At 64.9% G+C, this 18,486-nt stretch carries 17 protein-coding genes; 11 read left to right on the forward strand and 6 right to left on the reverse strand.

Annotation, left to right across the window (positions count from 1 at the left end; genetic code table 11):
• Positions 1-59: 59 nt before the first annotated feature.
• A complete protein-coding gene (locus CK221_RS08520; protein ID WP_095777416.1) occupies positions 60-737 on the reverse strand; it encodes a GntR family transcriptional regulator in 678 nt (225 codons plus the stop codon).
• Between the two features lie 133 nt (positions 738-870).
• On the opposite strand from CK221_RS08520, the gene CK221_RS08525 reads away from it, so the two are divergent.
• The 8 genes from CK221_RS08525 (at position 871) to CK221_RS08560 (ending at position 9,641) form a co-directional block, all read left to right on the forward strand.
• Entirely contained in the window at positions 871-1,458 is a 588-nt protein-coding gene (locus tag CK221_RS08525; protein ID WP_095777417.1) for an amino acid synthesis family protein, read from the forward strand.
• Entirely contained in the window at positions 1,451-3,244 is a 1,794-nt protein-coding gene (locus tag CK221_RS31060; RefSeq protein WP_095777418.1) for an alpha/beta fold hydrolase, read from the forward strand. Before CK221_RS08525 ends, CK221_RS31060 begins: the two co-directional genes overlap by 8 nt.
• Positions 3,241-4,278, forward strand: a complete 1,038-nt coding sequence (locus CK221_RS08535) for an LLM class flavin-dependent oxidoreductase (RefSeq protein WP_095777419.1) — start codon at positions 3,241-3,243, stop codon at positions 4,276-4,278. The genes CK221_RS31060 and CK221_RS08535 overlap by 4 nt, the downstream gene beginning before the upstream one ends.
• A gap of 22 nt (positions 4,279-4,300) precedes the next feature.
• Positions 4,301-5,773, forward strand: coding sequence for an aldehyde dehydrogenase (locus CK221_RS08540; protein WP_095777420.1), 1,473 nt, complete (start codon positions 4,301-4,303; stop codon positions 5,771-5,773).
• 65 nt (positions 5,774-5,838) lie between these two features.
• Positions 5,839-6,843, forward strand: a complete 1,005-nt coding sequence (locus tag CK221_RS08545) for an ABC transporter substrate-binding protein (RefSeq protein WP_066993890.1) — start codon at positions 5,839-5,841, stop codon at positions 6,841-6,843.
• A gap of 59 nt (positions 6,844-6,902) precedes the next feature.
• Complete coding sequence (locus CK221_RS08550; RefSeq protein WP_095777421.1) at positions 6,903-7,763, forward strand: ABC transporter permease; 861 nt, start codon at positions 6,903-6,905, stop codon at positions 7,761-7,763.
• A gap of 1 nt (position 7,764) precedes the next feature.
• A complete protein-coding gene (locus CK221_RS08555; RefSeq protein WP_095777422.1) occupies positions 7,765-8,565 on the forward strand; it encodes an ABC transporter permease in 801 nt (266 codons plus the stop codon).
• Positions 8,562-9,641, forward strand: coding sequence for an ABC transporter ATP-binding protein (locus tag CK221_RS08560; protein WP_095777423.1), 1,080 nt, complete (start codon positions 8,562-8,564; stop codon positions 9,639-9,641). The genes CK221_RS08555 and CK221_RS08560 overlap by 4 nt, the downstream gene beginning before the upstream one ends.
• 785 nt (positions 9,642-10,426) lie before the next feature.
• Here CK221_RS08560 and CK221_RS08570 read toward each other — a convergent pair.
• Entirely contained in the window at positions 10,427-11,284 is an 858-nt protein-coding gene (locus CK221_RS08570; protein ID WP_095777425.1) for a LysR family transcriptional regulator, read from the reverse strand.
• Positions 11,285-11,411: 127 nt separating this feature from the next.
• Here CK221_RS08570 and CK221_RS08575 point away from each other — a divergent pair, with 127 nt between their 5' ends.
• The 3 genes from CK221_RS08575 to CK221_RS08585 all read left to right on the forward strand — a co-directional run bounded on the left by CK221_RS08575 (position 11,412) and on the right by CK221_RS08585 (position 14,057).
• Positions 11,412-12,494, forward strand: a complete 1,083-nt coding sequence (locus tag CK221_RS08575) for an amidohydrolase family protein (RefSeq protein ID WP_066993902.1) — start codon at positions 11,412-11,414, stop codon at positions 12,492-12,494.
• A gap of 10 nt (positions 12,495-12,504) precedes the next feature.
• Positions 12,505-12,858, forward strand: coding sequence for a Rieske (2Fe-2S) protein (locus tag CK221_RS08580; RefSeq protein WP_066994002.1), 354 nt, complete (start codon positions 12,505-12,507; stop codon positions 12,856-12,858).
• Positions 12,859-13,157: 299 nt separating this feature from the next.
• Complete coding sequence (locus CK221_RS08585; RefSeq protein WP_095777593.1) at positions 13,158-14,057, forward strand: dihydrodipicolinate synthase family protein; 900 nt, start codon at positions 13,158-13,160, stop codon at positions 14,055-14,057.
• A gap of 46 nt (positions 14,058-14,103) precedes the next feature.
• Here the strand turns inward: CK221_RS08585 and CK221_RS08590 are convergent, their stop codons facing one another.
• Genes CK221_RS08590 through CK221_RS08605 form a run of 4 tightly spaced genes read right to left on the reverse strand, consistent with a single transcriptional unit; the run spans position 14,104 to position 18,481 of the window.
• On the reverse strand, positions 14,104-14,766 hold the full coding sequence (locus CK221_RS08590) for a TetR/AcrR family transcriptional regulator (protein WP_095777426.1): 663 nt from the start codon (positions 14,764-14,766) through the stop codon (positions 14,104-14,106).
• A 52-nt stretch (positions 14,767-14,818) separates the two neighbouring features.
• Positions 14,819-15,343, reverse strand: a complete 525-nt coding sequence (locus tag CK221_RS08595) for a hypothetical protein (protein WP_095777427.1) — start codon at positions 15,341-15,343, stop codon at positions 14,819-14,821.
• A complete protein-coding gene (locus tag CK221_RS08600) occupies positions 15,336-18,215 on the reverse strand; it encodes a sarcosine oxidase subunit alpha family protein (RefSeq protein ID WP_095777428.1) in 2,880 nt (959 codons plus the stop codon). Before CK221_RS08600 ends, CK221_RS08595 begins: the two co-directional genes overlap by 8 nt.
• On the reverse strand, positions 18,212-18,481 hold the full coding sequence (locus CK221_RS08605; protein WP_095777429.1) for a sarcosine oxidase subunit delta: 270 nt from the start codon (positions 18,479-18,481) through the stop codon (positions 18,212-18,214). The genes CK221_RS08600 and CK221_RS08605 overlap by 4 nt, the downstream gene beginning before the upstream one ends.
• Positions 18,482-18,486: the final 5 nt, after the last annotated feature.

An 18,486-nucleotide genomic window follows, 5' to 3' on the forward strand; every position in this document is an offset into this window, starting at 1 on the left:
CGGCATGGCGGGATTTGTGCGAAAGCGCGTCGCCTGAATCCGTTCCAGCGCGACGCGCTTTAGAGAGGGTCGAGGCGCAGTTTGTCCCGGGCGATCTTCCAGGCGGATTCGACGTGGCGCCGTGCCGCGGCTTCCGCCTCCTGCGGCTTACGCGCCCGGATCGCATCCATAATCGCGTTCATCTCGGCGATCGCCGGCTCGCGACGGTTTGCCGAGGCGATCGTCATCGAACGCAGCTGGTTGATGCGCACATTCAACCCGCTGACGATCTCCCAGGCGACACGCTTGTCCGCAGCCTCGAAAAGCGCTTCGTAGAACTTCGTCGTCGCGCGCATCACTGCCGGCGGCTTGCCCGAGGCCCAGGCCTCGAAGAGCTCGCCGAGGGCGTGCTCCAGTACGGCCAGTTGGCCATTGGTGGCCGATTGCGCGCAGGCGCGCGCCGCGATGCCCTCGAGCAAAGCCCTGAGCTCATAGATCTCGTCGGTGCGGCCGATATCCGGTTTGGCCACAGCCGGACCATGCCCGGGGATCATCTGCACAAGGCCTTCAGCCTCCAGCTGCCGCAGGACCTCGCGCACAACCGATCGGCTGACGCCGAGCTGGTCGCAAAGCGGCCGCTCGACGAGCCTTTCGCCGGGCTGGAAATGAAAATCCATTATGGCCTCGCGCATGCGCTCAAGGGCCAATGTTCTCAAGGTTTTGGCGCTGCGATCGATGCGAAGCGTGTCGTCCTGCATGTCTCTGCTCCCTTGGCCGCCACGAAAACAGATTCCATGGCCGGTTGACAAGGTATTTGGTGCTCCATACTATGGTATACCATAAGATCAGAGAAGTTGGCATTTTCTCGAGCGCCACCTGACAGAGGTTTCCATGCAGCCGGCCATTCGCAAGATCGTCACTTACAGCGAGAACACGCTGATCGAAGGCGGCAAGGCAGCATCCAAGCCGCTGCGCCTGATCGGCATCGCCGCCGTGCTGACGAACCCCTGGGCGGGTCGCGGCTTCATCGAGGATCTTTCGCCCGAAATCCGCGCCTTTGCGCCGGCGCTTGGAGAAACCCTGACCCGCGAGATCGTTGCCGCCGCCGGCTCGGCCGAGGCGATCGAGGGCTACGGCAAGGCCGCGATCTGCGGCACGTCGGGCGAGATCGAGCATGCCTCGGCGCTGATCCACACACTGCATTTCGGCAATCATTATCGCCGCGCCGTCGCCGCCAAGACCTATCTCGCCTTCACCAATCTGCGTGGTGGGCCGAACACACCGATCATGATTCCGCTGATGGACAAGAATGACGAGGGCCGCCGCTCGCACTATCTGACCGTGCATTTCCAGATCGGCGACGCACCGGCGCCGGACGAGTTGGTCGTGGCGCTCGGTGCTTCGATCGGCGGCCGTCCTCACCATCGCATCGGCGACCGCTATCAGGACCTCAAGGAAGTGGGCGACCTGCATGGCTGACGCCGTCGCACCTGGATGGACCCGGGCCGCCGCGCCCAACGGAACCGGCTTTATCCGCGCCGGATCGGGCGCGCCGGTGCTGTTCATCCACGGCGTCGGCATGAACGCGACGATCTGGCAGCCGCAGATCGAGCGGATGGTCGACCGCTTCGACCTGATCGCCATCGACATGCTTGGCCACGGCCGCTCGCCGCTGCCGCCGCAGGAGCCGGAACTCGCCGACTATGCCGCGCAGGCGATCCGGCTGCTCGATCATCTCGGCCTCGACAAGGTGTCCGTCGTCGGTCACTCGATGGGGGCTTTGGTCGCGCAGGAACTCGCGCTGCTAGCGCCGGAGCGCATCCGCCGTGTCGTGTCGCTCAACGCCGTGTTCCGTCGTCCGCCTGATCTGGCCCAAGCCGTGCTCGAGCGCGCGGCGGCGCTCACCGGCCACGGCGATGCGGCGGGGGTCGCCCAGACCATCGCCCGCTGGTTCGGCGATCCGGTTCCGGCCGAGCTCACGGCGGCGGCCGGGAAGGCGGCGGCAGCGTTGAGCGAGGTCGATCCCGAAGGCTACGCCCGCACTTATCGCCTGTTCGCCCGTGCCGACGGCGACCACGCCGAGCGCCTGCAGACCCTGGCCATGCCGGCCCTGTTCATCACCGGCTCCGAGGACAAGAACTCCTCGCCGGCAATGTCGGCCACCATGGCCAGGCTCGCGCCGCATGGCCGCTGCACCGTTCTCGCCGGCCAAAGGCACATGATGGCGGTGGCGGCACCGGATCTCACCTCACGATGCATCGCCGAGTTCCTGAACGAAGGTGAAAGCCTGGAGCAAGGAGCAGCAGCGGACGCCAGCTTCGACAGCGGCGAGTTCCGGCGTGCGCTCGGCTCCTTCCTAACCGGCGTCACCATCGTCACCACGATCGGCGCGGAAGGCGAGCCGCGCGGGTTCACCGCCAACTCGTTCACATCGGTGTCGCTTGATCCGCCGCTGGTGCTGGTCTGCATCGCCCACAAGGCGCTCGGTCATCCGGTGTTCGCGACATCGAAGAGCTTCGCCATCAACATTTTGAACGAGACCCAGAAAGCGGCCTCCGGCATCTTCGCCTCCAAGGCAGCGGATAAATTCGCGTCGGTCGACTGGCGCCCGGGGAAGACCGGCAGTCCGGTTCTCGACGGCTCGGTCGCAACCTTCGACTGCGATCTGGAGCGGTTGGTCGAGGCGGGCGACCATTCGATCCTGATCGGCCGCGTCCGCGACTTCCAGCACAATTCCTCGCAGCCTCTCGGCTATTGCCGCGGCGCCTACATCACGCCCGGGCTCAGTCAGGAGGCGCTGGCCGCCGCCCAGCCCGGCACCGATGTCGGCGCCATCCTCGAAAACGGCGGCCGTATCCTGTTCCTGGAAACGCCAGACGGCTTCCTCGAACTGCCGCGCGGCCGGGGGCTGGGCTCGGCAAGCGACGGCAAGAGCCTCAACGGGCTTCTGGCCGAAAAGGCCATCGAGGCCCAGCTCGGCTTCCTCTTCGCCGTATGGGACGACGCGGGCAATCCCTCGCGCACCCATGTTTACTATCGCGGTACCTTCGACGTGCCGGCTTCCAGCGATCGCGGCATCCGGCTGATCGACATCGACGCGATCGACGGCTTGAAGATCGCCGATCCGGCCATCCGCTCGATGCTCACCCGCTATGTGCGCGAATGCACTGAAGACGCATTCGGCGTCTATGTCGGCAACGAGGTCGAAGGCGAGGTAAGGCCGCTCGCCAGGACCGCCGCCCTCAATACAGGTGACCAGGGATGAAGTTCTCGCTCTTCGTGCATATGGAACGCTCGGATCTCGCCAAGCCGCATTCGGAGTTGTTGCGCGAGTTGGGTGAGCTGGTCCTGCTGGCGGAACAGGCGGGCTTCGAGACCGCCTGGATCGGCGAGCATCACGGGATGGAGTTCACCATCTCACCCAATCCGTTCATCAACATCGCCTATCTTGCGGCCAAGACCAGCCGCATCCGCCTCGGCACCGGAACCATCATCGCGCCCTTCTGGCACCCGATCAAGCTTGCCGGCGAGGCGGCGATGACCGACGTGATTGCCGGCGGCCGGCTCGACATCGGCATCGCCCGGGGCGCCTACAGCTACGAATATCAGCGCGTCTTCCCCGGGCTCGATGCCTGGGGCGCCGGGCAGCGCATGCGCGAGATCATTCCGGCGATCCGGGGTCTCTGGGACGGCGACTACGAGCACTCCAGCGAATTCTGGCAGTTCCCGCCAACCACCTCCTCTCCCAAGCCCCTGCAAGAACCCTACCCGCCGATCTGGGTGGCGGCGCGCGATCCGAACTCGCACGACTTCGCTGTCGCCAACGGATGCAAGGTCCAAGTGACGCCGCTGGCGTCCGGCGACGATGAGGTTGCAAGCCTGATGCAGCGGTTCAACGACGCCTGCGCCGCGCATCCTGAAATCCCGCGTCCGGAAATCATGCTCTTGATGCACACGTTCGTCGCCGAGAACGCCGCCGATGCCGATCGGCTGAGCCAGGATCTGTCGAATTTCTACTGCCAGTTCGGCGCCTGGTTCCAGAACAAGAAGCCGGTGCACCAGGGCATTTTGGAACCGCTGAGCGCCGAAGAGATCGCGGCCATGCCGCAATACGCGCCGGACAAGATGCGCCAGAACCTGGTGATCGGCGAGGCGCACGAGGTGGTCGCGCGGCTGAAAGCCTATGAGACGCTAGGCTTCGACCAGTACTCGATCTGGATCGACAGCGGCCTTTCGCACGCGCGCAAGAAGAAATCGCTGCAATTGTTCATCGACCGGGTGATGCCGGCCTTCATCTGATCGCGAACGAACGGGCAAGGCCATGACCGACGCCGCATTCAGGAACTTCATCGACGGCCGCTTCGACGAGCCGTCGGCCAGCTTCGACAGCATCGATCCGTCGACCGGCGCGCCATGGGCGAAGATGCCGGCGGCGGATGAAGCCGATGTCGACCGCGCCGTCGAGGCCGCGCATCGTGCGCTGCGCACCGGCCCCTGGGCGTCGATGACAGCAACCGCGCGGGGCAAGCTGCTGGTCAGGCTCGGCGACCTCGTGGCCGCCAATGCGGGCCGCCTAGCCGAGTTGGAGACGCGCGACACCGGCAAGATCATCCGCGAGACGCGCGCCCAGATCGCCTATGTCGGCGACTATTACCGCTACTATGGCGGGCTCGCCGACAAGCATGAAGGCGCGCATGTGCCGATCGACAAGGCCGATCTCGACGTCACCATCCGCCGCGAGCCGATCGGCGTCGTCGCCGCGGTGGTGCCGTGGAACTCGCAGCTCTTCCTCTCGGCGGTCAAGCTCGGCCCGGCGCTTGCCGCGGGCTGCACGGTGGTGCTCAAGGCCTCAGAAGACGGCCCGGCACCGTTGCTCGCCTTCGCCGAGTTGGTCAGCGAAGCCGGCTTTCCGGCCGGCACCGTCAATATCCTCACGGGCTTCGGCCAGGAGTGCGGACGGCGCCTGACCAGTCATCCGCTGGTCTCGCGCGTCGCTTTCACCGGCGGCCCGGCCACGGCGCGCGCCATCGTCAGGAACACGGCGGAAAACCTCGCGCACACGACCCTCGAGCTCGGCGGCAAGAGCCCGGTAGTCGTCTTCGCCGACGCCGACCTCGACAGCGCCGCCAATGCGGTTGTCGCCGGCATCTTTGCGGCGACCGGACAGAGCTGCGTCGCCGGCTCGCGCCTGCTGATCGAGCGCTCCGCGAGGCAAGAATTCCTCGGCCGGTTGAAGCGCAAGGCCGAAGCGATCCGCATCGGCGATCCTCAGGATCCGGCCACCGAAATGGGGCCGCTCGCGACCCTGCGCCAGCGCGACCGGATCGAGACGATCGTCGCCGAAAGCCTCGCCGCCGGCGGCATGCTGGTCACCGGCGGCAAACGCCCCGACGCCGGCGCTGGCTTCTACTATGCACCGACGATTGTCGATGCCGGTGATAGCAACCTGCCCTGCGTGCGCGAGGAATTGTTCGGGCCGGTGTTGAGCGTGCTCGCCTTCGACACCGAGGCCGAGGCATTGGCTCTAGCCAACGACACGCCCTTCGGTCTCGCCTCCGGCGTCTTCACCTCGAATCTCGGCAAGGCGCACCGCATGGCGCGCGACATCCGTGCCGGCGTCGTCTGGGTCAACACCTATCGCGCCGTTTCGCCGCTCGTTCCCTTCGGCGGCTACGGGTTGTCGGGTCTTGGCCGCGAAGGCGGGCTCGACGCCATCCGCGACTACACGCGCTCGAAATCGGTCTGGATCAAGACCTCGGACGAGCCGATTCCCGATCCCTTCGTCATGCGCTGAGAACGCATGCCGAGGGTGCAGCGACAAGAACAAGAAACGGAACAGAGAAATCAGAGGAGAATGACATGAGACTGATCTTAGCCGGCGTGCTCGCCGGACTGCTGTCGGCAACCGCCGCCAAGGCCGACGAAATGGTATTCACCAGCTGGGGCGGCACCACGCAGGAAGCGCAGACCAAGTCCTGGGCCGAGCCATTCGCGGCGAGCTCCGGCATCAAGGTGCTGCAGGACGGCCCGACCGACTACGGCAAGCTGAAGGCCATGGTGGACGCCAAGAACGTGACCTGGGACGTGGTCGACGTGGAAATGGATTTCGCCATCAAGGCCGCCAAGGACGGGCTGCTCGAGCCGATCGACTTCGCCGCCGTGCCGAAGGCCGATCTCGACCCACGCTTCAGCAACGAGCACGCCGTCGGCAGCTTCTACTATTCCTTCGTGCTGGCCTGGAACAAGGGCGTGGTTTCGGGTGAACCGACAAGCTGGGCCGACATGTTCGACACCAAGAAGTTTCCCGGCAAACGGACCTTCTACAAATGGTCGGCGCCGGGCGTGATCGAGATCGCGCTGCTCGCCGACGGTGTGCCGGCGGACAAGCTCTATCCGCTCGATCTCGAGCGCGCTTTCAAGAAGCTCGACACGATCAAGTCGGATATCGTCTGGTGGGGCGGCGGCGCGGAGTCGCAGCAGCTCATCGCTTCGGGCGAGGCTGCCTTCGGGCAGCTCTGGAACGGCCGTGTCTTTGCGCTCGAGAAGGACGGCGCCGATGTCGGCGTCTCCTGGAACCAGAACCTCACCGCCGCTGACGTTCTCGTCGTGCCGAAGGGCGCCAAGAACAAGGACAGCGCGATGAAGTTCCTCGCCGCCGCGACCAGCCCGACCGGCCAGGCGAAATTCGCCGAGGCAAGCGGCTACGCGCCGATCAACACCAAGGCCAAGGCCGAAATGCCCGCCGACGTGGTGAAAGGGCTGCCCGACGCGCATGTCGAGGGTCAGATCAATCTCGACATGAACTACTGGGCCGAGCACCGCGACGAGATCGCCACGCGTTGGTACGCCTGGCAGACCAAGTAGCGCCACAGGAAGCCGGGGCGCGGCAAGCCGCGCCCCCTTCGGACGACGGGAACCGCTCGATGCAAGCACACTCCCTCAGCCGCGGCTCGATTGCCGGCCTGCCGGCCGGCAGCGGCGGCGCCCTGCCGGCCCTGGTGCTGGTCGGCCTGTTCTTTGTCGTGCCGGTGGTCGCGCTCTTGCTGCGCAGCGTCACCGATCCCGAGCCCGGCCTGCAGAACTATGCCGCGCTGTTCGGCAGCGGCACTTATGTGCGGGTGTTTCTCAACACCTTCCTGGTCGCGGCCGTCGTCACCGTCGTAACCATCGTCGTCGCGTTTCCGGTCGCCTGGATGCTGGCGATCATGCCGCCGGCGCTCGGTTCGGTCGTCTTCGGCATCATCATCCTGTCGATGTGGACCAATCTCCTCACCCGCACCTATGCCTGGATGGTGCTTTTGCAGCGCACCGGTGTGATCAACCGGGCGCTGATGGGGCTCGGCGTCATCCACGAGCCGCTGCCGCTCATCAACAATTTGACCGGCGTCACCATCGGCATGGTCTACATCATGCTGCCCTTCATGATCCTGCCGCTGGTCGGCACGCTGCGTGCCATCGATCCGATGACGCTGCGCGCCGCCGCCCTTTGCGGCGCAAGCCCGTCGCAGGCATTCCGCCGCATCCTGCTACCGCTGTCGCTGCCCGGCATCGCCGCCGGCGGGCTGATGGTCTTCGTCATGTCGCTCGGCTATTTCGTGACGCCCGCGCTGCTCGGCGGCACATCGAACATGATGCTCGCCGAAATGATCGCCCAGACGGTGCAGTCGCTGCTCAACTGGGGGCTCGGAAGTGCTGCGGCCTTCGTGCTGCTCGCCGTCACCATGGTGCTCTACGCGATCCAATTGCGCATGGTCGGCGCCAGGCGCCTCGCCGGAGGGCTCTAAGATGCTGCTCGACTACGACCGGCTCGGATGGCTGCGTGCGGCGCTCGCCGGCTTCACTGCGCTCATCACGGCTTTCCTTCTGTTACCGGTGGTCTTCATCGTCCTGTTGTCGTTCGGCTCGTCGCGCTGGCTGGCCTTTCCGCCACCCGGCTGGACGCTGAAATGGTATCAGGAACTGCTCGCCGACCCGGCCTGGGTCGAAGCCGCTTTGACCAGCGCGAAGATCGCCGCGATGGCCGCCATCCTCGCGGTTCTGATCGGCCTGCTCGCCTCCTTCAGCCTGGTCAGGGGCGAGTTTCGCGGCCGGCAGCTCCTGCGCGGCCTGCTGCTGACGCCGATGGTGCTGCCGGTGGTGGTTTTCGCCATCGCCATCTACGCCTTTTTCCTGCGCATCGGGCTCGCCGGCACGACGATCGGTTTCGTCATCGCCCACACCATCCTGGCGCTGCCCTTCGCCATCATTCCGATCGCCACCGCGCTCGAAGGTTTCGACAAATCCATCGAGGACGCGGCAATCGTGTGCGGGGCCAGTCCGCTGCAGGCGAGGCTCAGGATCACCCTGCCCTCGATCCGCATCGGCATCTTCTCGGCGGCGATCTTTTCCTTCCTCGCCTCATGGGACGAGGTGGTGGTGGCGATCTTCATGGCGAGCCCGACCCTGCAGACCTTGCCGGTGAAGATCTGGGGCAGCCTGCGTGCCGATCTGAGCCCGGTCGTCGCCGCCGCCTCCAGCCTGCTCGTCGGCCTCACCCTGTGCCTGATGATCGTCACCGCACTCCTTCGCAGAAGACTGTCCAGATGACCCGGCCATTCCTGTCCATCCGCGCGGTGAGAAAGGCGTTCGGCGCCTTCGTCGCCGTCCACGACGTCACCATCGATGTGCCGAAGGGCGAATTCCTGACCTTTCTCGGGCCGTCAGGCTCCGGCAAGTCGACGACGCTCTATGCGATCGCCGGTTTCCAGGATCCGACGTCGGGCGACGTGCTTTTGGAAGACAAGTCGCTGCTTTCGGTGCCGTCGCACAAGCGCAACATCGGCATGGTGTTCCAGCGCTACACGCTGTTCCCGCATCTGAGCGTCGCCGAGAACGTAGCCTTTCCGCTGCGGGTGCGCCGCCGGCCGGATGCCGAAGTGAAGCGCAAGGTCGCCGATATGCTGGCGCTGGTGCGCCTGGAAAAATTTGCCGACCGCTATCCGGGCGCGCTGTCCGGCGGCCAGCAGCAGCGCGTGGCGCTTGCCCGCGCGCTCGCCTACGATCCCCCGATCCTGTTGATGGACGAGCCGCTGTCGGCCCTCGACAAGAAACTGCGCCAGGAAATCCAGGCCGAGATCCGCCGCATCCACCGCGAGACCGGCGTCACCGTCCTCTATGTCACGCACGACCAGGAAGAGGCGCTGCACCTTTCCGACCGCATCGCCTTGTTCAAGGAAGGCCGCATCGAGCAGATCGGCACCGGCGAGGACCTTTATCTCAGACCAGCGAGCGAGTTCGTCGCCGGCTTCATCGGCAATTCCAACTTCCTGCCGGCGGAGCACCTCGAAACAGAGAACGGCGTTGCCTTGGTGCGGCTGGCCGATGGCTCGCTCGTCAAGGGCGTGAAAGCCACACAGGGGCTCGGCCGCGGCCAAAAGGCCAGGCTGATGGTGCGGCCGGAAGCGTTCCGCCTGACGCCCATGGAGGGGAATGCGTCGCTTGCCGTCGAGATCGTCGACACCGCCTTCTTCGGCGATCGCCGGCGCGTCGTGGCGCGCACGGGGTCGGGCGACGAGATCGACGTCAGGCCAACTTCGGATACAGCCGAACCGGGCGGCACCGATGCCGCTTCTGGCCGGCAGATTTTCTTCGATCCCGCTACGGCCTTCCTGTTTCCGGTCTGAAGGCAGGCTGGGTCATCCCCGCGACTGGCCCGCCGCCATCCAGTGCCGCGTCGTCACAACCGCGACCGTTTCGCGCCACGACCGGAACGCCTCTATGCGGCTCATCCAGGTGAGGCCCAGCTATGATGGGGACACGCTGGACCCGCGGTCGCGCGTAGAAGGCACGCCGGCCGGCGATCGCGGGCCGCAATGCTGGTCGAAGAAATCTGCAAGGCGATGAAGATCGCTTAGGACCGTGTGCCGCCGTGCCGATCGGCACGATCGCTGCAGAGACGTCGGCCATCCTCCTGTTGGATGCGCCGCCTTGATTAGAGGTTCACGCAGACCGGCCATAGGGGACGGTGCAGCAGGCGAGTACGCATCGCATGGCCTTCTCCTCTGCGCTGAGCCCGCCGAGATCGAGCATTTCCACATCGCCGCTCAGCCGGGGACGCGCTTGACCGTCATCTCAGGTCATCCGGCCGCGTGGGCGATGAAGAGATCGAGTAGTTGCGTGCGACCGGAGCAACGCCGATCACCGGATTCAGCATGATGAACTGGCCAGCTTTGAACTGGCTCGACTGCCCGCCCTTTGGCGAGAAGACGAACGTCTTTACGTCGTGTGTCTCCTGAATGGTGCGGCGACAGATCAGCGTAAGACGCCCCTGAAGCGGTCGGATCGGCAGGACGAGCAAAAAGAACTGAAGGCGTTCATCAGCTGGCTCGCGTTAAACGAGCCGAGCTTGCCAGCAGGCCTGCGTTCGATGCAGGAGGGTGCTCCAGACGTTTACGATCGATTGTATCGATCAACTCTCCAGCGACATGACGGCAAGGTGAAGCGCACGGACGCCTTTCTTAATGATCGGCTCATGTCGGCGTCGGGCGAGGACCGCCGTGTACACAGGCTGATGCAGAGTTGGAGCTTCTTCCACGATGTGGGAGGGCCGCTCGGCGGCGAAGCGTCGCGCATCGTCGGCGCGCATGTAGCATGTGCCGCCGGCCCGCCGCAGCATATTGTCCGCAAGCGTCTCGGAGCCCATCGAAAGCCGGCACGCAGTCAGGTTTGGCAGCGCCTCGGCATGAGCCTTCTCGAGCGCCACCGTGTAACCCGGCCGGATGTAACTGTCGGGGCTTACATCGCAAAGCCTTCGCGCCGTGGTCGAGACCATCACATATTCTTCGACCATGAGCTGGTCATATGTGATCTCGGGCAGGTAGCGCGGAGCGTAAACAACGGCAATATCAAGGTTTCCCAGGCTCAGATCCGATATCATCTGCGGCGAATAATCGGATTCGACGTGGATCGAGGACCGGGGCAAGACTTGCAGCAGCATTTCCAGCCAACCAGGCAGGATCGAGCGGGTCATCCCGACCTGGGCAGCGACCCGTAGGCTGCCCTCGAACCTGTTGAAGGCGCGCACATCGTGACGCGCCTGGGACCAGGTCGACAGCATCGACCGCGCATAGGCCTCAAACCGCCGCCCTGCCGCCGTCGGCTCGGCACCGGCGCGGCCGCGGTGGAAGAGCTCGGATCCAACGGCGGTTTCTAGATTTTTGATACGGGTGCTGACCGTCGATTGCGTCAGTCCGAGGCGCTCCGCCGACCGGTTGAAGTTCCGCGATTCGATGATGTCCAGAAAGGTTTCGACCTGTTCCAGCTGCATGGGCCAGCCAATCGATTTTTACGATCGTATCCGCCCGATCATACGCTTGATCCAAACACTGACAAGGCAGAAGTTCGATGAAAGCAACCCAGGGCCTCCAGCGCGCCCGCATCATTTAGAGGGACAAGTGTTCATAGTCGATTGCGATTGCCACAATTACTGGTCCAGCGCGACGGTGCTGGAGCCCTACCTGACCGGCGTCTGGAAAGACATGTTCATAGAAGGCGAGAAGACCGGCCCCGTCGGCGCCTTTCCACACGGCCATCGCCCATGGTTTCATCCGCAGGATTTCTCCCGCAAGGATGTGCGGCCGAAGGTCGAGGCGGACAATTACCTGATCATGAAGGAGAAGCACCTCGATAAATACAATATCGGAGTGGCAATCCTGACTGGCGACGAGCCGATCGAGGCTTCGACGCTGGCAAATCCCTATTATGCCAGCGCGCTGGTAAGCGCCTATAACGACTATCAGATCAATGAATGGCTGCCGAAAGACAGCCGCTTGATGGGCTCCATCGTCATCGCGCCGCAGGACCCACGCCTTGCGGCGGCGGAGATCCGGCGGCTCGGCGCGCATCCCCGGATGGCGCAAGTTCTGGCCTCCCAAGGCTCGGTGCGGCCGTATGGCGATCCGTTCTATCACCCGATCTTCGAGGCCTGTGCCGAGGTCGGCTTGCCGTTCGCCATACATCTTGGCGGGCATGGCGGCATCAACTGGAATGCCGTCGCGCCGGCGCCCACCACTTTCTTCTGGGAGACCCATGCGATCCTGCACATGTCGGCCATGTCGCATGTCGCGAGCATGATCGCGCATGGTGTGTTCGAGAAATGGCCGGATCTTTACTTTGTCGTCATCGAGTGCGGCATCGCCTGGGTGCCGTCGGTGCTCTGGCGACTTGACGCCGACTACAAAGCCCTGCGCAAGGAGACGCCATGGCTGAAGATGCTGCCGTCGGAATATTGTCGACGCAACATACGCTTCTCCACGCAGCCGTTGGAGCAACCGTCGAACGTCAAACACCTCTGGGCGATCCTGGAGGCGATGGACGGGGAGAACACGCTGCTGTTTGCGTCCGACTACCCGCATTGGGATTACGATGACGTCAACACGCTGCACATCCCGCCGGAATGGCGCGGCAAGGTGCTCGGCCAGAATGCGCTCGATGTCTACAAGCGGATCCCCCGCCCGCAAGCCGCCGCGGCAGCGTGACGAGGACCAAATGGCTGAGAAGACGTATATTTGTCGCGCCGACGAGATCCAGGTCGGGACGCCATTCATCGCCAAGGTGCGCAGCCTGTCGATCGGCGTGTTCCGGATCGGCGATAGTTTCCATGCGCTGCTGAATGTTTGCCCTCACCGAGGCGCTCCGCTTTGCGAAGGGCCGCAATGCGGAACGACCGCTCCCGTCGAGGGACCCGAATTCATCTACCACCGTGAGAACGAAATCGTTCGCTGCGCCTGGCATGGGTGGGAGTTCGACATCCAGACGGGTGCGGCCCTGGTCAACCCGTCCGTTCGCGCGCGGACGTTCCCAGTCACGGTCGAGGCCGGGAGCATTTACGTGACGGCCTGATCAGAGCGGCGCGCGCCTTGGCGACCGGTTAGGCGCCGTTACCCGAAGCTGCCGTCTTATGCGCACGGCTCTTGGCATGCTGCTGCTGGCGCCGATCGCATCGGCATCCGCTGCAATAGGCCGCTGACGGTCGGCGGCGGTTTTTTCGCGACAAACCGCTGGGCTATGGCGAAGACGCATTTGCGGCTTGGCAGGTCAACATGTGGCGTTAGAAATGGGAAGCTGGTGCCGACCGGCGATACGGCATGCGTCCCTTCTATGACGCCTCCGCCGGCCACACCCCAACCAAGGAGCATTCCATGACCTGGAGCGGCGTGTTTCCAGCAGTGACGACCAAGATGCAGGCTTCCGGCGCAGTCGACCTGAAAGCCACGCAAGCCAGCATCGAGCGGCTTGTTCAGAACGGCGTGTCGGGCGTGATCGTCCTGCCCATGCTTGGCGAGAATGCCACGCTGACACAGGCCGAGCGCGATGCCGTGGTTTCAGCAGCCAGGGAAGTCGTGGCGGGACGGGTGCCGCTGCTCTCCGGTCTTGCGGAATTATCCACCGACGACGCGGCTGCGGCGGCTCGCAACTACCAGAAGCTCGGAGCCGAGGGGCTGATGACCTTCCCCAGCCTCGCCTATCGCACCGACCGCCATGAGACCGTGGCATGGTACAAGACCGTGGCCGAGGCCAGCGATCTGCCGGTGATGATCTACAACAATCCGCTCGCCTACAAGGTCGACGTCGACGTCGAGACGCTGAAGGCGCTGGTCGATGTTCCCGGCATCGTCGCCATCAAGGAAGAGACCGGCGATATCCGCAGGGTAACCGACCTGTTCAACGCCTTCGGCGACCGTTTCGACATCTTTTGCGGTGTCGACGATCTTATCCTTGAAAGCCTGACGCTCGGTGTTGTCGGCTGGGTGTCGGGCATGACCAATGCATGGCCGGCCGAGTGCGTATCGCTGTTCAACGCCGCCCGCGGCGGGGATTTCGCGGCAGCGCTTCCGCTCTACCGGCTGATGACGCCGGCATTTCATCTCGATACGGACGTCAAGCTGGTGCAGTACATCAAATTCGCCGAGCATCTGGTGTACGGCGCTCCGGAACACGTTCGAAAGCCGCGCCTGCCGATCGGCGGCGAGGAACGGTCGAAGGTGGAAGCGGTCATCAGGAAGACGATTTCCGATCTCGCAGCGCTGAAACGTGTTTGAGAAACGTTTGCAGGTGACGGCGCTGCGGACCGCCAGTCGGCCATGGTCAACTGCCGGTACGCACCCGCACCTTTTCGGCGAAGGCCTCCACCTCGCCCTGGCGAGGTTGCTTGCCGGTGTGCGTGAGCAGGTAGGCCGGCGTCAGAGACAGACGGTTGCTCACCGGCTCGACGATCTCGAGCGAGTAATAGCCGATCTGCGTGAAGTACAGCACGCGCGCCCGCACGAAGGCTTCGGTGTCTGCGTAACCGTGCCGCAAAAACATCGCCCGGATGGCATCGACCCGCGCATCGTCTTCCTCGTTCACGATACCATGGACCTTGGCGGACTGGCGCGACCAGGCACGCACGGCGAAATCCAAGCGCGGATTGAACAGCTTCTCATCCAGCCAGCACTCGAAGACATTGAGCACGGCCTCAGTTATCGACGCGGCGGGCCGGCCGGCCTGCTCGAGGATGAAGCGGGTGTTGTTGTTGCGCCAATAGTCGAGAAGCTGATCGAGCAGGTCCTGACGGCTCTTGAAGTACCAGTAGAAACTGGAACGGGAGACGTTCAGCTTCTGCCCGAGCGCGAGGACGCGCACCGCCTCCACGCCCTCTGAGATCAGCGTCTCCAGCGCGAGCTTCATCCAGTCCTCGCGCGTCACCTTGGTGTTGCCGATCAGACCGGACCGTTGCACGACTGCATCTGCACTGGAATCGGAAGGCATGTCGGGCTGGCCAGGTTTGAATGCCGGCTAGATAGACCTGAAACCGCCCCCGCTACAATACTTGCACCTGTTCGAGCCACTCCCAGAGATACGGGGCAAGACCCCGGTCGACGTGCACACGCGCCCGATCGGGGTTGCCGAACCGGTAGAAGAGAACGCCGGCGCCGGCAAAAAGGATCGAAGCCGAGGGACTTGCCTGCCTCGGATCGAGCGCTGTGCCCCTGGCGACCAGACCGGCCAATCCCGGCCCTTTCATCTCGAATACATGCAGCCCGGCATCCATGACCGTGACCGCGAAACCGGCCGCGTGCCAGCCGGCCGCGACGGGTAATGGCCGTCCGCTCACGGCGAGAATGCGATCGCGCGCGATGCGCACCATGTATTTGTCGCCGTTGGCAACCGTGCCGGCTTCGACCCCTTCCCCCGCGAGACCCGAAGCCTGCGCCCAAGCCGTCAGGTCGCCGCTGACCAGAAGCTGGTTCAGCCCGTCCAATGTGCGCACGCTAATCCCGTCCGTGTTCAGGACCGCGGTGGTCCAGTCAGGCGCTGGGGGCCATTTTTCGGCAAGGTTACGCATGCAGGCGGCTCCCTTCCGGATCGAAGGCGCAGGGCGCGACGATGGTGGCCCGGCGCAGGACGCCGAGATGTTGAACGCCGATCGTTTGGCCATGCCGCGCGGCACCCCGTTCGATGAGCGCCAGGGCGACCGGGCGCCCGAGGGTCGGGCTTTGATAGCTGGAGGTGACGAAGCCGATGCTCCGGAGCCGGCCGCCGCTTTTCTCCACACCATGCGCGCCGGTCGCCAGCGGCGCCTCGCCTTCGCCGACAGCCAGGCCGACAAGCTGATTGCGATCGGTTCGGCTCGCCGCTTCGGTGAAAAGCGAGCGCCGGCCGACGAACTCACCTGTACGCTTGGTCCGCGGTCCCGCGACGCCGAGGTCGTGCGGCATGACGTTGCCGTCGGTGTCCTTGCCGATGACGATGTAACCCTTCTCGGCGCGCAAGATCATCAGGGATTCAAGCCCGAGCAGCACGGCGTCGAACGCGCGGCCCTCCTGCTGCATCCTTGCCCAGAGCACCTCGGCCCGGTCGGCGCGGATGGAGATCTCGTAGCTCCGGTCGCCGGTGAAGGAGACCCGGGCAATGCGCACCTCGTCGCCGGCAAAGCGGCCGGCGGTAACCGCCATGTGCGGCAGGCTGGCATCGTCCAGCGCGGCACCCAGATCGAGCCCCTCTATCAGCCCGCGCGCGTTCGGACCCGAGACGGTCAAGGTGGCGTATTGCGCGGTGGCGTTGTGGATATAGACCGCATCGCGGCCGAAACGATCCTGCCGCCATTCTTCGAGACGCGCGTGGACAGCGGCGACATGCGACGACGAGCAGGAGACGATGAAGCGGTGCTCGTCGAGATGAACCAGCACGCCGTCATCGAAGACGACGCCATTTTCCGACAGCATGAAACCGTAGCGGCAATGGCCGGGTTTGAGGGTCGACATGGTATTGTAATAGATGAAGTCGACGAATTCGGCCGCGCGCGGACCGATCACCTCGATCTTGCCGAGCGTCGAGCCGTCGAAGAGCGCAACGGACTGCCGGGCGCGCCGCGCTTCATCCTGGATCGTGGCTCCGGCTTCGCCGCTTCCGTAATAGGCCGGCCTCAGCCAGCCGCCATATTCCTGGAACACTCCGCCTGCTGCGCGATGGTTTGCCTCCAGCGGCAGGCGACGGACCGGGGCGTGCATGTTGCCGCGATGCGCTCCCGCCAGGCTGGCGAACGGCACAGGCGTGAAAGGCGGCCGGTAGGTGGTGGTGCCGACATCCGAGATGGCGCGGCCGGTAACCGCGGCCAGCAGCGCCAGACCGTTCAGGTTCGACGTCTTGCCCTGGTCGGTCGCCATGCCAAGCGTCGTATAGCGCTTCAGGTGCTCGACGGAGACGAAATTCTCCCGCGCCGCCAGTTCGACGTCCTTGGCGGTGACGTCGCTCTGGTAGTCGATCCAGACGCGGCCCTTGGCTTTGGGCTTCGGCCACAGGCTGACGACGCCAAGCTTTGCTTCCTCGCCAGTGCTGCGAGGTGCCGGCGGCGCCGAGCCGAACCCGCCGAGGGCCGCTAGGCCGCTGGCCAAAGTTTCGGAAAGCGAGACCGTGCCGGCGACGGCGCCGGCTACGCCGATCCCCTCGATCGCTTCTGCGGGAATGAAAGCCGACAGTTGATCGCTCCAGGCGAGCTTGCCTTTTGCCTGCGAGAACAGATGCACGGTGGGTGTCCAGCCGCCCGAGACGAGCAGGCAATCGGCCGCAAGGGCGGTACCGTCGTCGAGCAGAACACTCTGAACGGCGTTGCGGCCGCGCGCCGCTGCAATGGCGTGTCCGGCGAGGGCCCGAATACCGCTCTTCGCCTGTACGCCACCCTCACGCCGGCAATCAACCACCGTCACCGAAGCGCCGGCCGCAGCCAGCGCCGAGGCCGGCTCGTAGGCGCTGTCATTGTTGGTTGCGACCACGATCTGCCGGCCCACAAGGACGCCATGCCTGCGCAGGTAGCTCAACGCCGCGTCAGCGGAGAGTATGCCCGGAAGGTCGTTGTTGGCGAACGGGACCGGCCGCTCGATCGCGCCCGTCGCCAGCACGATGCGGCGCGGGCGCACGCGCCACAGCGTGTCGGGTCGGCCGTCGCGGTGAAGCTGGTTGAGAGCGACCAGATTGTGATCATAGAGGCCGAAGGCGGTCGTATCGCTGAGCACGAGATGCCCACTGCTCTTCAGCCGGGCCACCGTCGCATCGATCCAGGCCGCACCCTTGACGCCGTCGACTTCGCCTGCACGGTGGCGCAGCGACCCGCCGGGATGCGTCCGCTCGTCGACCAGCACGACCGAGTGCCCGGCTGCCGCCGCGCCGGTTGCCGCGGCGAGTCCGGCCGGTCCGGCGCCGACCACCAGGACGTCGCAATGGTGATTGATCTGGTCCGAGACGTGACGCGGCTTCCAATTGCGGTCGACGACGCCGAGCCCGGCCATGGCGCGGATGCGCGGCTGGAACAGGTGCCAGTCCGGCCACATGAAGGTCTTGTAGTAAAATGCGGCGGGCAGGAAACGGGCAAGGCGGTCCAGCACCGCGTTGCGGTCGGCCAGCGCCGTCGGCGACGCGTTGACGCTCTTGACCGTGAGGCCGTCCCGCGCCGGCACGGTCGTTGCCCGCGCATTGGGCACGCGGCCGCCGGCGCTCTCGACATCGACCAGCGCGTTGGGCTCCTCCACGCCGGATCCCCAGATGCCACGCGGCCGATGATATTTGAAGCTGCGGCCGACGATCGCCCGGCCGTTCGCCAGCAAGGCAGAAGCGATCGTGTCGCCGGCAAAGCCGTCGACGCGCGTGCCGTCAAAAGTGAAGCTCAGCGGACGGGCCCGATCGATGTCGCTGCCGCCATTGGCAAGACGCGAAGCGCTCATGCGCCATGCTCCGCTTCGCCGAGCACGGAGGAACCCGACACCTTGTGATTGACGCTGTCGCGGCTCATCGCAAAGAACTCGCCGCAGGTCAGGTGCACCCAGATCTCGCGGGTCGGCCCCTTCGGGTTGTCGCGCATGTGGAGATAGCCGGCCCAGCGCTCGGCCGTCACGTCGTCGCCGTCGGGCCGCAAATTGCCGGCCTCTCCGCCATAGTGAAATTCGCTTTCTTCGCGCGGCCCGCAGAACGGACAGGGAAAGAGCTGCATCTTTG

It is taken from the genome of Mesorhizobium sp. WSM3868, from assembly GCF_002294785.1.
Lineage (GTDB): Bacteria > Pseudomonadota > Alphaproteobacteria > Rhizobiales > Rhizobiaceae > Mesorhizobium.